Raw genomic sequence first — 15556 nt, forward strand, 5'->3', positions numbered from 1 at the left:
TGTATGACGGATAAAGAATACAGGGAATTAGCAAAAGAATATTTAGAACCTATTAAATTAATCACAATGAAAATTAACTCATTAAAAGAGGATTTAAAACATTTGCAAAGCGATATTACAACTATAGGCGCCGTTGACTACTCAAAGGAACGCCTAACAGGTGGCGGAACGCCGGGCGGACTGGAGCAACAAATTATACGCCTTGAAAGTAAGCGTGATGCAGTACAAAAGGAAATAGGGGTGTTGATTGATGAGCGGGAAACCGCAGCAGATATTATCAACACATGCACCAAAGGAAAGGAAAATATACTATTGATGCGTGAATATGTTGACGGTAAAAGCGCTAAACATGCTAGATACTTTACAGATTTAGAAAAGTCGCAAGCTAGCGAACTAAAGACGGCTGGACTCATCAAGGTAGGGTATTATTTGCACCACACATATTACCCGAGCATGCATACCGCTAAAACGGTGAAAGTCGGACTACATCGGACTACATCGGAAACATACGGAAAAGCATAATATAGTATAATTATAGTGTCATATGTAGCTTTTGAGGACATTGACTAATTCTCCCGATAAACATGCAACACAACGGGGAACATTGGGCCGTTCCCCTTGCGTGTTGTATACAGGCGCTGGCGTTAAATTCCTTCAACGAACACATGCCATTTGAGATACGATCCTTGTTAAATATGTACTTACCTAATAAAATAACTACTTGTACGATTTCATAGATTGTCAGCGTTTGTATAGAACACACAAACAAACTTAATAAAACCAAAATAAAATGGGGTATATCCACGGCGATATATCCCATTTCTTGTATAAAAGCAACATTTAATTATTGAAAACTGAACATGCTGCATTTATTATGTAAAGGTTTTAGACCAAATTAACCCAAATTGTTTTGATGTCAGATCACATTAAGTTGTGGCGTGTTCTGTTTTGAGTAATTAAAAAAGCCGCTATTATCTAGCGGCTAACATTTGGCGTATTTGATTATTCATTTCTTGTTGGTACTCATCTATAGTATCGAATATTGTTTCACGTAGATTAAAAGCGGCGAATGCATCGTATATAGAGTTGGTGTGTTGGCGGAGTAGTTCGCACTTTTCGGCGATATAACGAAGCATCATAATAATGTTGCTTAAATCATCATATCCTAGTGTTTGAATTATGCCGTCATTATTGTATTTGATACCAGTATATGCGGCTTGTAATGTTTCAATATTGCTTAGTTCGTTATATCTGATCGCGTTTTTAATTTCTTGAATAGTCATTTGCATTGTTGTATTCTCCTTTGGTTTAAATAGTTGGCGGTAGTGGTTATCTACCGCCTTTATTTGTTATTCGTAAATGTGGCAAGCAATAATTTCGTTTGTGTTATTGTCGATTAGTTGCCATTCAAAACCGAAACTCATTGTACTAATGAAATCGGAAGCATCTGTTTTGTTTTCAAAGTTCCATGTTTGAGTTGTGTTTAAGTCTTTAAGTGTTAGCATTTTAATTTCTCCTTTTTGCTTAATTGCGTTTTTCGATGTATCTTATGGCTTCATTATACTTGCGTTTTCGCAAGTAGTCAATAGGGAAATTAAAAATTTTTCAAAAAAGTTTTGTGAAGGTGGTGAAAAGCTAGTGAATATCATATGTACAAAGTCGAAATGCCTTAACAATAAGAAGGGCCAATGCACGGCCAGCGAAATATATTATGACGGGTTATGCCAAACATATTGCACTAGCCAACACGCAGCCAAGCAAGTAGCCGGCATATGTGCGCGATCACACGGGCGCATGAAAGCAAAAGATAATAACATTCTGAAATAAGGGGGTGAAACAATGGCAAAAACAACATATACGGACTGGGAAGCAGAAGAAAAGATTTTACTGCTAAAAGGTTGGGCGCGTAACGGCCTAACAAATGAACAGATTGCATCTAATATGGGCATTGCAGTTTCTACCTTATGGGAATGGCGTAAGAAATCTCCGGAAATATCGAACGCCCTAAAAATAGGAAAAGATGAAGCAGATTTACAAGTTGAAAATGCACTTTATAAAGAAGCGCTAAAAGGAAACACTACCGCCATTATATTCTGGCTTAAAAATCGCAAGTCTAAAGAATGGCGCGATAAGATACAACAGGAAATTACAACGGAAAGCGCTGTTAAGTTGGTTATTGATAATGATGAATTGAGTGATACAGATGAGTAAAACAAATCTGTTTCGCGATGTAATACGGCCAACGCCTAAACAGAAAGAATTCTTGCGTGCGGTAAAGCAAAATATATATACGCTATATGGCGGCGCTGCTGGTGGTGGTAAATCGTATATATTACGCTGGGGTTTAGTATGGCTTTTAATCGACTGGTTCATTCAAACAGGAATTAAAGGCATACGCGTAGGGTTGTTTTGTGAAGATTACCCGAGTTTAGATGATCGTCAAATATCCAAAATCAAAATGGAGTTTCCGGAATGGTTAGGAAGCTATAAAGAAAGTAACCATGAATTCACATTAAATAATGAATTAGGTGGCGGCGTTATCTGTTTTAGAAATCTGGATAACCCAAGTAAATACTTATCAAGCGAATTCGCTGCTATCGCTATTGATGAATTAACCTTGAATAGTCGCGATGTGTTCGATTTCTTGCGTATGCGGCTCCGCTGGACTGGTATAAGTGATACAAAGTTAATTGCAGCAACTAACCCGGGCGGAAAAGGCCATATGTGGGTTAAGGATTTGTTTATTGATAGAAACTTTACAAAGGAAATGCAACCATTCGCCGATAAGATTGCATATATCCAAGCAAGGGCAAGCGATAATCCGCATCTATCACAGAATTATATAGATGCACTTAACACGCTACCCGAAAAACTACGTAAAGCATATTTGGAAGGTGACTGGAATATATTCGAAGGTCAAGTATTTACAGAATTCAGAACAGAAAAGCACGTTATAGAACCATTTGAAATACCGCATCATTGGCAACGATATCGTTCAATGGACTGGGGCTACACGAAACCATATGCAGTATATTCCTACGCGGTTGATTATGACGATGTGTTATATATTACTGGCGAATATTACGGCTGCAAGCCTGGCATGCCGGATACAGGAACGCAAGAAACGGCGCGGGAAGTAGCGCAAAAGATAGAACACTTGAAAGACTATCAAGGAGTAGCAGACCCCGCAATTTGGCAACGTACAGGGCATGACGGCCCAACGATTGCGGAAATATTCGCAACGGAAGGCGTGTATTGGGTGCGTGCTGATAATGATAGACTAGCCGGACTTATGCAAGTACATCAACGCTTGAAGGAAGGCAAGTTAAAGATATTTAGTAATTGCGTACACTTAATACGAACGTTGCCATCTTTAACGTATGACAAAATCAAGGTTGAAGATGTAGATACCAAGCAAGAAGATCATGCGTATGATGCAGTGCGTTATATGTGTATGGCGCGGCCTGTTAAATCAGTTAAACCAGAAAAGCCATTTAATGACGGTTATAAATATGTTGATGATAGCGAAGGAGATATAAGCGCATGGGGCGTATGAGTGAAAGGGCGTTGCGTGATTACGCCTTTAAGGTTCTTAAATCGGAATACGGCGAACGCGAAGAAAAGGGCGTTATTATTCCGGCTAAATATACAGATGCACAACTAGCGGAATTCGCAAAAGCAATGCCACAATGGCAACTAGAGCAAATGTACGATATGATTTATGGTTCTGAAATGGTGGAATAATGAACATAGAACAAACTTTTGATATATATGAAGCAAAGCAAAATGTAAAAAGTGCATTGGCCGCCACGTCAGAATGGCGCAAGGCCGCTGCCGAAGATTTTGCATTTATGCAAGGCAAGCAATGGCAAGATGCCGACATGAAAAAGATGCGTGAAGCTGGACGGCCAGCAATCACGATTAATAGAATTAGACCGGTTATTAATCTCTTGTGCGGTTATGCATCGCAGAACGAAACAGAACCGGACTTTTTACCACGTTCCGAAGAAGATGATAGAATAAGCCGGGTTGCTAAAGGTATTACAAAATACTGTTTAGACCGTGCGAACTATCAACGTAATAAGGGTAAATGTTTCCGCGATAAGATTATTTGCGGGTTAGCCAATTACTGGGTATCTTATGAGTTCGACTATACGAAGTTAGACGGCACAATTCAAATTGAACGTGTATCTCCGTTTGATGCGTTTATAGATCCGGAATGTAAGAAAGACGATTTAAGCGATGCGCAATATGTTGGCCGTTATAGTTGGGAAAGTTCCGCTAAACTAAAACAAGTATATCCGGATAAGATTAACGAAATTGATGCGTTAAAGCATAAATACGATGATACCGAACAGGAAGCCGGCATAGTTGAAACGGTAGACGGTGAGGCGTTATGGTACAACAACAATTACAATAAAATCCGTGTAGTGCAGTACTGGTATAAGGAATACGGCAAAAAGAACGTATACATGACAAAAGAGGGGTTAATCGATGAAGATAACCCGTTATTTGTTGTATTGTTGGCTGCTGGCAAAAAGCCTACTAGCATTCCGGATACTAAAATCAGATATGCGACATTTGCCGATGATGTACTACTTGAAGAAGGCGAAAGCCCATATAAGCATGGTAAATTCCCATTAGTGCGTGAATATTGTTACTATACCGGCGAACTGATAGATGATGAACTAGAACCAGCCGGCGTAGTGCGTGATATCAAAGATGCACAAAGGGAATTAAACAAAAACCGAAGCCAACGCATGCACGTTGTTAATCAACAATCATTAGGCGTGAAATTCTGGCAAGGTCAATTCACGGAACAACTTAAACGTGATATTAATAAAAATAGCACGAAACCTGGCGCGAATATATATTTGCCGCCGGGCGTATCATTCACAGACGGAACACCGGCAATGGATAGCAATATCAATATTAGCCTTGAACAGCAATCAAGCAATGATTTCTATTCTATAAGCGGTATTACTCCAGAAAGTTTAAGCGGTAGCGTAGGGGCCATGAGTGGCAAGGCTATTGATTTAAGACAATCAGTAACAACCGTTCAAACGGCTGGCATCTTTGAACAGTCAAAAGAAGCAGAACGCCAAATTGTTAAATTGTTATGGGGAGAGAAAAATGCACCGGGTTTAATTCCGCAATTCTATAATGAAGCCAAAGCAATGCGCATTATGGGCGATGACGGTCAAAAAGAATTTGTACAGATTGCACCGGGTTTAAATCAACCTATGCAAGAACAGGTATTAACCGATGCATTAGGGCAGCCGCAACGTGATGCGGAAGGTAACCCGATTAAACAAGTTTTATATGATCTATCCGCCTTTGATTTTGATATTGTAATCACTACAAGCCAAGCAAGCGCAACGGCAAGACGTGCTAACCTTTATCAATTATTGGAAGCCAAGAAAAGCGGCGTTGATATTCCTATGGATATCATTCTTGATTTTATGGACTTTCCGGAAAAAGAAACGGTTAAGAAACGCATGCAAGAAGCAGCAGAAAAGCCAGCTTTACCAGAATTGCGTGTTAGCGGTAGCCTAGATGATATGCCAGCGGAAGCATTGAGCATGTACCTACAAACATTAGGGATACAGATTTCACCAGAGCAAATCATGGCGGAACGGTTAGCCTTGAAAGGTAAACAGCAGAACATGCAAAATGCACCGCCAATTTTGCCACCTATGAACGATTTAGGCGGCATGTAATATAAACTATCAACACAATAATAAAACGCTCCTATATGGGGCGTTTTTGTATTTCGCCCTAAGCAATGGCGTTAAACTACTTGCACGTATATATTCGCCCGGCAACGGCGTTAAACTGCCATATTCTTATATTCGTCCGGCAATGACGTTAAAAGGCATAAGGGGTATTTGATATGAAAGACGAATTAGTAAACATCGAAGAAGCTGGTTTCACTCCGGAAGATTTAGAAAACGCGGGCGTAGAACTGGAAGAAACAACCGAAGAAACGAATACACAGGAAGGTGTGAACGATGTTCCCTCTACTGAAACACCGGAAAGTGATGCGAATGATGCGGAAGTAGAACCGGAAGCGCCAGAAACTAACGAAGGTGAAACGGAAAAAGAAAATCATGCGAACGATCAGAACTTAAAAGCGGCACTTGCACAGGAACGCGCAAGACGTAAAGCGGCGGAAGAACGTGCTAGACAATTTGAAGCGCAACAAAAGCCTATTGAATTACCGCAAGAGGAAGTATCAAATATTCGCGACTTTGTACGCCGTGAAGCATTGAAACGCTTTAATATGACGGCGGAAGATTTAGAAAGTTTGATGTTTGAAGATGCTGAAAAGTATAACGCTTTCATTCGTTTTGAAGCCAATGCAGAATACGCAATTACTAATCAGCAAATCGCAGTACATCAACAACGACAAACAAACTTAAATTTCGTAAATGAAATTAAATCGTTACCAAATTTTGGTGAATTATATCAGCGTGGTTTGGATAAGTTAAACGGAATGACAATGCGTGATGCGCAGCCAATTAACGATGCCTTTTATCGCGTTGATCAGGGCGAAGGTACGGAATCCGATTTTGAAACAATTAGGAAGTTTGTTAAAGAAGTACAAAATGAATTGGCAACAAGTACCGAAGTACCAAACAACCCACTAGAAGTAGCGGCGACATTGCCAAAGGCTGGTGCGTTAAATGGTGGCGTTCCTACACCTAACAAGGTAACGGAAGAAGATATTTTGAAAGCGTATGACACAGGCAATTTAGATGCATTGCCTAAAGAAATACGCGATTATTTAGACGAATTATAAGGGGTAAAATATGGCAGATCAAAAAAATCAAGTAACTATTCCAGCGGCGTTAGTCCCTAAGATTTGGACTAAAAAAGTGTGGCATGAAGGCTTAAAAGAGTCTTTCTTCGATAAGTTCACCGCACTTGACGGATCTAACGTGGTGCATAAAAACAAAGACTTAGAAGGCGTAAAAGGCGATGCGGTAACGTTCGGATTGATGATGAATTTAAGCGGTGCAGGTGTTGAAGGTAACCGTGCGACTTTAACAGGCAACGAAGAAACATTGAACATCTATGACTTCACCGTACAAACTCAATTAGTACGTAATGCGGTATCTCGCTTTGAAGCGGACGACCAAAAAACACAATATGACATGTTAAAAGAAATCAAAGGTGCGTTAAAACAATGGTTAGCTGATTGGCAAGATAACAAGTTAATCGCTAAGCTTTCCGCATCTCCTACCGCTGGTGAAACATTGTATGCTTCCGCTGCTGGTACACAAGCATCTATCACGGCAAATGATAAGCTAACAACTACGCTTATCTCTCGTGCGAAACGTAAAGCGAAAATGCACGGGCCTAAAGTTGCCCCAATCAAAGTGGATGGTATGGACAAATACATCATGTTGGTATCTACGTGGGCGGCTCGTGATTTGAAAGATGATGCTAAATGGCTCGCAGCACAACAAAACGCTAATATTCGTGGTTCTAAAAACCCTATCTTCACAGGTGCATTAGGCGAATATGACGGCGTTATTTTGTACGAATACGAACGCGTATTGAACGACAAAACAGGCGCATCTAACGCTAATGTTTGCCATAACTTATTGCTTGGTAAACAAGCGGCATGCTTTGCGGTATCTCGCCCAGCCAAACACATCAAACAAGTGGACGACTACGGCAACGTAGAAGGTAATGGTATTGCTTTCTATGGCGCGATTGAAAAATCCAAATTCAACGACAAAGATTACGGCGTAATCAATGTTATGACTGGCGGCGTAGTAGAAGCATAATTTCAAAGGTCTAGGCGGGGTAACACCCGCCTTTATTCTTATATGGGGTGAATATGAACGTAAAATACATAATCAATAGGGCGTTCATGCAAATAGGCGATACCTCGCAAGAACAATATACTCCGTATTATTTATTGGAGTATTACAACGAAGGTAATCACTTATTAAATGCCCTGATAGGCCAATATTGCCCAAGCCTTGCAAGGGGTACTTTCGAAGGCAAAGGGCGCGGACGAATTGTATTACCGTTTCAATGCATCAGCATATTGAATGTCAAGGCAGATGATGCGGACGTGCAAGGGTATCAAGTATTGAATTTACAAACGGTGGTATTTGATGCAGATCATGAGCAAAAAATCACCGTTGATTATATAAAGACTGCTGGCTATAAGATGCTTGAAGATGATAGCGGACTACCGGCAGAACTAGAAACATTATTAGTTGACTATATCGTATATAGAGTGATGAACCTTGATATTTCCGGAATATCGGCAAATATGATTAGTGCGTTGCAATCGATTAATAATGGGTTAGGTAACAATGATAGTGTAATTGCGGAAGGATACTGGAATTATGGTGGTAAGAGAATTGATTACTCTCGTTAATGTAGAGTCAAATGAAATCCTTGACGAACAACTAGAATATATCCAGTACATTAACGCAGCGATTGACTGGCTAACGACTATTCTAGTGAGCATCAAAGACCGTGAAGTTGTTAAGAATATGGATATACCGGATAAAAGGGCGGTTCCTTCCGATTTCATGGGGTTCGTTCCTAAAACTGGCTATCCTATCCGCATCATAAACGGCACATTTGAAACCTATGACGGTGAAACGGTTAATCAAGTGTTTTATAGCGTACGTAAAAATCACATTGATGATTTAGATGACACTATTCCGTTTTCCGAATTCTTTCATAGTTATCTAGTGCAATTAGTATCTTTCATGGTGAAGAAAAAATCACTCATGACTGATTATGCTGCCTATGATAAGACTTTCATTGACTACATCACAGAACAAATTAAGGTGGCACGGGGTATAACATAATGGGCGTTAAACAAGTAGCCATGACAAATGGTTTTAGATTGGGCCTTGATTGGAGCAACCCGCCGGAGAATATCGACGTTCAAGCCTTAACACAGGCTAGGCAATGCGAATTCGATAGGACTGATAATGCCTTGCGTACTGTTCCGGGTGTTCGTGTGTTGTATGATTTCGGATTACCGGTAGAAACGCTATATTATGATGTCTATCGTAACAAATGGTATTTTTCTAGTGGTAGAAATCTATATTCTACTGATTTCAATACTAATACATTACTAGGCACGTTAAACGGCACAGAAGAGCCAAAGTATCATGCATTTGGCGGTGATATTCTCATTGCTAGTGGTGATAAATTACAAGTTATCTCCGGTGCTGGTAAATTAGCCACTATTGAAAGTCCTGTATGCGATATAGTATCCAGCCATTCTGGGCGTGTACTGATTGCATCGACTCATTCGCATCGGTTGAACTGGTCGGCAGTAGGCGACTACAATGCATGGACTCACAACAATAACGATGCATCTAGTGCGCAATATGTGGACGTTGGCTATAAAGACCAAGGCAGCATCATTGCAGTTGATTTCTTATCACGTGCGATTATCGTATATAAGGAATATGGGCGTGTGTATCAAGTTGTTGGCACGCCAGATGCACGGAATTTAACTGTATATCCGTTATCCTCTACTGGGTATTGTAGCGGCGCAACAGTGAGTGTTGATGATCGCAGTTATTATTTAGGTAATCAAGGGTTTATGTCTTTTATGCCTACCAATACCTATGCAGAAATTCAGCCTTTTGAAACCGGATTGAATATCAACTCATATCTATTGAAGTACATTACAAAAGATTGTGATGTATGGCACATATCCAGTCGTAAGCAAATATGGATTAAGCCGTATAACGGCGATACGATATTCATTTATCATTATTTGCCACGGTATGAGGACGGTCGAGGTGTGTTTACATCAAGAAAATTCACACACAACATCAATGATGCGGTGAGCGTAGATAAAGAAGTATACATTGCCTATGGCAATAAGATTGGTATTCTTGACGAAACCATAGATACTGATGATAGCGTACAAATTCAGACATCTATAGTAAGTGGTAATAGGCTCGCAACAAGGCAATTCATACTAATTATGAACTATAACTTTGTTACGCATAACCTAATACCCGGATACGGCACGATTGGCATTTCTAATAAGAAACCTAAACCGATTGAATTCGCTAGCAAAGCAGTTAAAACCTACTATGCGAACTTTAAGACCTACGATTATAAAGCATTGATGAATGTTAATGAATATACTAAGGCTTATAAAATTGGTGGCGGTGCAAATCGTAATGTACAATTCAAAATCAATGTTCAAAAGGGCGCAATTTCCTTACGCCAGTTAGATTATACATATGAGGAAGTTTAAATATGGCTTATAAAGAAAAATACCCTTTGGATATTACGCCACAGGGTGATACAGTACCGGAAAGTATACAGAAAAACCGAAATGAAATATTGAACGTCGCACAAAATATGGAACTAAAAGCCGGTGGTGGTAGTTCTGGTGGTGGCGGTGGTCTACGTAATCGGTTGTTAAGTGGCAAGGTAAGCAACGGCGAATTTTCCTTTTTAACTGGGGATAATTTAAGTGTAATGATTGACGGTAGTCAAACACCTGTTCTATTATCATTCGCTGACGGATTTAACGATTTCGGCGCAGTTGATTATATAGCCACTATCAACAGAAAACAAAGTGCATGGAGTTTGCCAGCTAATAGTACATCCTATTTATATGTGGAACGCTCCGCATCTGGTGGTCTTACCTATGGCAGTACAACGCTTGAACCATTACGCCAACCCAATGCACCAGAAGCGGCAACAGATAAGATGTACTATAATACGACAAGCGAAAAAATGTATGTGTATACCGGCACTTATTGGAAAAACACGTTACGTGTAGTGGTAGCGATTGCCGTTACCGATGCAACACGTGTCAAGTCTATCAAGTATTATGATCCAAATGTTAATACCGCAACGGATGCCGTAATTGGTAAACGTACGGTAGACGGTAAAGACTATGCATTAACTGAAATACTTAATGCGTTAGCTGACACGATTAAAAAAATAGCTGGTGATGATACATTCACCACTAATCCAACAACAACCTTAAAAGCAATTTCTCAAACAATCAAAGATTTGGAAAATATCTATTACAAGAAAACAGATACGGTAAACGAAGCTAAACATGCAACTAATGCAGATGAAGCCAAACACGCAGCAAGTGCAGATACGGCAAAAAATGCAGAAGCATGTGTTAAAAAGTCCGGCGATACCATGACAGGAACTTTAAAAGTTCCGGGGATTACAAATGATCCGCTTGATTTTAATAAAATGTCTAATACTCGTGTTGGGTACTCCGGCATGTTAGTTGGTGAGGTAAACGGCTATACAGTATGGGGTAAACAACGTTGGGGCATGGGGGTTGCTTTTCCGTGGACATTTGACGGCGACCAACGAGTACTAGGAGCGCAACTATATTTTGTAAATAGTGACGGCGCATACATACGATTTGATACTAATAGCAATACTATGGGTGCATGGCAAAGGATTGCCACATTTGACGAGAATAATAACCTTTTATTCCCAAATGGCGCTAAATTGAGGGTAGAATAATGCCTAATCTAGTACTAGAAAAGAACGGCCAAACATACCGTTTCGGACTTAACACAAATAAATCCGTAGCAAATGGTAAATCGGTACCAGTAACATATAACGGCGTTGATTACTACGCACGATATGGAACCGATGCAACACCGTTAAAAATCGAAATAAACGGGCGGACGTATTCTATCCAGTATGATGCGGTAGAATTTACGCGGTACTATTGGGAACGCCGTGCAAGTGATACAAGCGCATACAGTACAACTTTGTTTTTCCCTAAAGGTCAGTATAGTATAACGCTTGACGGCAGCAATAAAAGAAGCTGGAATATCAATGTTAATGATAGCGGGAATAGAACCGTATCAATCAGTTTTCCGGGTTCTACTAATAACAAGCGTTTAGAATGTTCAATAAGTGGTTCATTTAATAACTACGTCGTAGCCGGTAATAATTGGAATAAAGTAATAATTGAACGAATAGGGGAATAACAATGCAGCTTGATAGCCTTGAACATATGATAAAAGATTATGAGCGGCGCACAGGCGAAAGAGTCAGTCTAAGTGGTTTTTATTTCGATGAAAACAACAATTACAAAGATAAATATAATTACTACTTTAAATGGTTCCCTAATGCTGGTTTTCTATTCTGGACTATCAACGAACATGAAGGCGAACGATATTTTACTATCTGGCAAACATACGGTGATATGAAGGTAATAGGTAAATACATTGTTGAAGTAATGAAGTTGAATGATCTTGATGTAATTGTAACGGCAACACACCGCAGCGTGCGCGGTTTTATTAAAAAGTGGAACATGGAACGTGTTCCAACTATGGACTATTCCTATAATGGGTTTGATTACAAAGTTTTGAAAACGGTGCGTAAACACCTTGAAGCTACTTTGTAGAAAGGAAAAGCATGTTCACTTTTGACTTGCAATTATTCGGTGGCGGCAAAAAATCGAAGGTACAAAGCATAGGTGCTAACCTACCACAGACCAGCCCCGAAGAAAAGCAACTATTACAAGGCCAAATGGATTGGATAAATAGAACCAATCAAAGCGCTAATACCTTGCAAGGTATGGGCGATAGAGCCTTAAATAATGTAGTTAGTCCGCAATATCAGCAAATGTACAATGCATATTTGGGGACTAACAAAGACAACCAAAATGCACTAGCAGCATTGCAAAATCAAGTGTCAACGGCCGGCGCCAAGAACTTAACGGATAACACACGTTATGCAAATCAGTTAGGGGCCAGCGTTGATGCTATGAACAATGGAGCGGGGCAACTAGCGAATGAATATAACGGTGCATTACTCAAAAATCAAAACGCAATGGATAGTATTACCAATGGTCAACTTCCTACGGCTTATGCAGATGCTAGACGACAAGTGTTAAATAATGATTTACAGGCTACGGTAGGTAATGCGGTTTCTGGCTTAGCAAGTCGCGGTATTGTTAATTCTTCAATCACAGATAATGCATTGAACGATATTAGCAAGAACGCATCAAATACACTTGCGGCACAATATGCAAATGATTTAAACCAAGCAGCGGCGCTTAATTCGCAAGCATTTAACAATAGTTTGAGTGGTATCGGTGCAAAAATGGGCCTTTGGGGTAACACCTATAACAACCAACAAAACGGCATCGTAAATCAAGCTAACTTGTTAAATCAAGGATACACAAATCAAATGAATAACGCCGGCACCGCAGCGGGTTTAGTAGGCCAACGCGAAGGGTTAGCGCAAAACCCTATTAATACAGGCGCAACAACACAAAGTGCAGCTATTCAACCGGCTAAGGACTATTATTCTATGAGTCAGTTGAATAACGCGGATCAAGAAGATTTATTAAACAGATATATGACATTACGCTATGGACTTGCACAACCAGCACAAACAATGGTTAAGCAAGGTTCTGGCGGTTTCTTTGGAGGTCTTATGAAAGGTTTTTGTTTCGTAGCGGGTACGCAAATTTCAACACCAGAAGGCGGCAAAGTTATTGAAAGCTTTGTAAATGGTGATAATGTTATTTCTTTAGATACCGTTAATGATGTAATCAAATTACATGATATGGGCGAAAAGGAAACACATCGCCTTGAAACGATTGATTGCCAAGTTAGAACGACGGCAACGGAAAAGGTATTAACTCCTAACGGGTTAAAATTGGTTGAAGCACTAGAAATCGGTGAACCAATCATGACAGTTCATGGCTATCAACCTGTTACGGTATGCGAACCAACTGGCAATACTGAACAAGTATTTGAATTGCAATGCACTGGTGATAATCTCTTCTATGCTAACGGTATTATGGCGGAAGGCATTAATGAAGCAGAATTGAAAGCGATTGCAGATGCAAAGAAACTATCTGAAAACACCGGCAAAAAAGAAGACAAGGGAACCGGTGAAGAAACAGACGAAACAAACGATCCGACAGATGAAAATTCGGAAGATACTGACGAAGTAACAGACGAAAAAACAACAAAGAAAACTAAAGGTAAGAAATCGGAGAAAGTAGAGGAATAACACAATGGGCGTTATTTATTTACAAGATTATAACCCTTGGGAAAGTATCGGCGAGTTGGCTGGTCGATACGGTGGGTACCGTTTAGGGCAAATTCAGAATAACCGCATGGCGCATGGATACCAAGATATGCTAAACGGCGGAGAACAGGCGACACCGGCACAACAAATGGCAAGCCAAATGCCAACACAAGGGCAATTTAACGCTGGACAATTTATCAATAATGCGATGCGTAATAACTCCTTTGGTGCGCAAGCGGTGGCGAATAATCAAGGATTATGGGGCGGTCAAAATCCAGCCGCACCAGCACAACCGATGCAAGCTAACACAGATGCACCGGTTGCACCAGTTCAACCACCACAACAAAATACAGGGTTATGGAACTTTGAAAACCTAAATAATACTGGTATTGGTAATGGTGTACCGCAAACGTATCAAGAAATGATGCAACAAAGGGCAAATAACCCTTTTCGTGGGGCGCCCAAATTGGTAGAAAGTGGTAATGCCAACGAGGATAAAGCGCCGGGCCAATATTCCATACCAGACAAAGCGACTGTAACAAGTGAAGCACGTAAAAGACTAGGGGCGAATACACTCGCCCTTGTCAAAGCTGGTTTTGATTTCAAGACGGCGCAAAGCCTTGCGAATGATCAATACCAAAATGACGTAAATACTATGTACACGCAACAAGTCAACGAGTATCAAGAAAAAGTGCTTGAACCAATGCGACAACAAATCTTAAACAATCTTGTATTTACGCAAGATAAAGACGGCAACCCGGTTGTAGATACCTATAACACGAAACGTGTTAAAGGATTGGCGCCGGCAGTTGCTAGATATAACTATCTAGCCGGAAAAATCGGTGCTAATACGATTGATATGAATAACTTGAATTCTATTGCGGCTCTTGATAAACCGGATTATAAATTCGCATCCGCTCAAAACGGCCATATTGTACGGTACAACATGGGCGACGGTACTATTCAAGATATGGGCGGTTATGGCAAAGTTGAAGCTAAACAATTTGCTAATGGCCAAGTATTCGTAATGACTCCGGACGGTCAAATGAAGAACATCGGTAACTTTGGTGCTAAGAATATTAAAGTAATGCCGGACGGTAAAACATATATTGTTGGCACAGACGGCACAATGAAATATGTAGGTACTCACGTAAAACCACCTACCGCAACACAAACAGGCACAAGTGGATATAATGCACAAGTATTGCGTACGCTATCCGCACAACATACGGCATGGGTGAAAGCTAATCCAGATAAGGACGAAACCGAAAGTCCTTATTATGGTAAATTACAAGGTGCGTTAAACGGTACGCCAACGGCTGGCGGTGGTGGAACGCCTACAGTAAAACGGCAACCTACCTATTCAGCTGAGGAACAAGCGGCGGTTTCCAAGCGAATGAACGAACTATCAGCGCAAGGCTGGAGTGATGATCAGATAGCAGCGGAACTTGATGCGGCCGGTTATGGAAATTATAAATCGTGGTTAAAGTCTTATTAAGAATAAAGGGGTAGA

16 protein-coding genes are annotated in these 15556 nt (G+C 40.3%); 15 read left to right on the forward strand and 1 reads right to left on the reverse strand.

What is annotated here, in order from left to right; all coding sequences use genetic code 11:
- Positions 1–3: 3 nt before the first annotated feature.
- Positions 4–522 carry a hypothetical protein gene (locus DW000_RS00840; RefSeq protein ID WP_120054700.1) on the forward strand — a complete coding sequence of 173 codons (519 nt, stop codon included), beginning with the start codon at positions 4–6 and terminating at the stop codon, positions 520–522.
- Positions 523–971: 449 nt separating this feature from the next.
- Here the strand turns inward: DW000_RS00840 and DW000_RS00845 are convergent, their stop codons facing one another.
- A complete protein-coding gene (locus tag DW000_RS00845) occupies positions 972–1289 on the reverse strand; it encodes a hypothetical protein (RefSeq protein WP_120054701.1) in 318 nt (105 codons plus the stop codon).
- A 550-nt stretch (positions 1290–1839) separates the two neighbouring features.
- Between DW000_RS00845 and DW000_RS00850 the strand changes: the two genes are divergently transcribed.
- From DW000_RS00850 to DW000_RS00915, 14 genes are all read left to right on the forward strand, one after another.
- Positions 1840–2211 (forward strand): hypothetical protein, encoded by a 372-nt coding sequence (locus DW000_RS00850; RefSeq protein ID WP_207798781.1) that lies wholly within the window; start codon positions 1840–1842, stop codon positions 2209–2211.
- The gene (locus tag DW000_RS00855) at positions 2204–3556 is read left to right on the forward strand and encodes a phage terminase large subunit (RefSeq protein WP_120054702.1); all 1353 of its coding nucleotides are present in this window, start codon (positions 2204–2206) and stop codon (positions 3554–3556) included. Before DW000_RS00850 ends, DW000_RS00855 begins: the two co-directional genes overlap by 8 nt.
- Positions 3544–3744, forward strand: coding sequence for a hypothetical protein (locus tag DW000_RS00860; protein WP_120054703.1), 201 nt, complete (start codon positions 3544–3546; stop codon positions 3742–3744). Before DW000_RS00855 ends, DW000_RS00860 begins: the two co-directional genes overlap by 13 nt.
- Positions 3744–5720 carry a hypothetical protein gene (locus DW000_RS00865; protein ID WP_120054704.1) on the forward strand — a complete coding sequence of 659 codons (1977 nt, stop codon included), beginning with the start codon at positions 3744–3746 and terminating at the stop codon, positions 5718–5720. Before DW000_RS00860 ends, DW000_RS00865 begins: the two co-directional genes overlap by 1 nt.
- Positions 5721–5893: 173 nt before the next feature.
- Entirely contained in the window at positions 5894–6802 is a 909-nt protein-coding gene (locus DW000_RS00870; protein WP_120054705.1) for a hypothetical protein, read from the forward strand.
- A 10-nt stretch (positions 6803–6812) separates the two neighbouring features.
- Complete coding sequence (locus tag DW000_RS00875) at positions 6813–7796, forward strand: N4-gp56 family major capsid protein (RefSeq protein WP_120054706.1); 984 nt, start codon at positions 6813–6815, stop codon at positions 7794–7796.
- A gap of 53 nt (positions 7797–7849) precedes the next feature.
- Positions 7850–8401 carry a hypothetical protein gene (locus DW000_RS00880; RefSeq protein WP_120054707.1) on the forward strand — a complete coding sequence of 184 codons (552 nt, stop codon included), beginning with the start codon at positions 7850–7852 and terminating at the stop codon, positions 8399–8401.
- On the forward strand, positions 8370–8843 hold the full coding sequence (locus DW000_RS00885; RefSeq protein WP_120054708.1) for a hypothetical protein: 474 nt from the start codon (positions 8370–8372) through the stop codon (positions 8841–8843). Before DW000_RS00880 ends, DW000_RS00885 begins: the two co-directional genes overlap by 32 nt.
- Entirely contained in the window at positions 8843–10261 is a 1419-nt protein-coding gene (locus tag DW000_RS00890) for a hypothetical protein (protein ID WP_120054709.1), read from the forward strand. Before DW000_RS00885 ends, DW000_RS00890 begins: the two co-directional genes overlap by 1 nt.
- A gap of 2 nt (positions 10262–10263) precedes the next feature.
- Complete coding sequence (locus DW000_RS00895; protein ID WP_120054710.1) at positions 10264–11508, forward strand: hypothetical protein; 1245 nt, start codon at positions 10264–10266, stop codon at positions 11506–11508.
- The gene (locus DW000_RS00900) at positions 11508–11984 is read left to right on the forward strand and encodes a hypothetical protein (RefSeq protein WP_120054711.1); all 477 of its coding nucleotides are present in this window, start codon (positions 11508–11510) and stop codon (positions 11982–11984) included. The genes DW000_RS00895 and DW000_RS00900 overlap by 1 nt, the downstream gene beginning before the upstream one ends.
- Positions 11985–11986: 2 nt before the next feature.
- A complete protein-coding gene (locus DW000_RS00905; RefSeq protein ID WP_120054712.1) occupies positions 11987–12403 on the forward strand; it encodes a hypothetical protein in 417 nt (138 codons plus the stop codon).
- Between the two features lie 11 nt (positions 12404–12414).
- Positions 12415–14025 (forward strand): Hint domain-containing protein, encoded by a 1611-nt coding sequence (locus tag DW000_RS00910; protein ID WP_120054713.1) that lies wholly within the window; start codon positions 12415–12417, stop codon positions 14023–14025.
- Between the two features lie 4 nt (positions 14026–14029).
- Entirely contained in the window at positions 14030–15541 is a 1512-nt protein-coding gene (locus tag DW000_RS00915; protein WP_120054714.1) for a hypothetical protein, read from the forward strand.
- Positions 15542–15556 lie beyond the last annotated feature (15 nt).

Source organism: Veillonella sp. AF36-20BH (genome assembly GCF_003602765.1).
Taxonomy (GTDB): domain Bacteria; phylum Bacillota; class Negativicutes; order Veillonellales; family Veillonellaceae; genus Veillonella; species Veillonella hominis.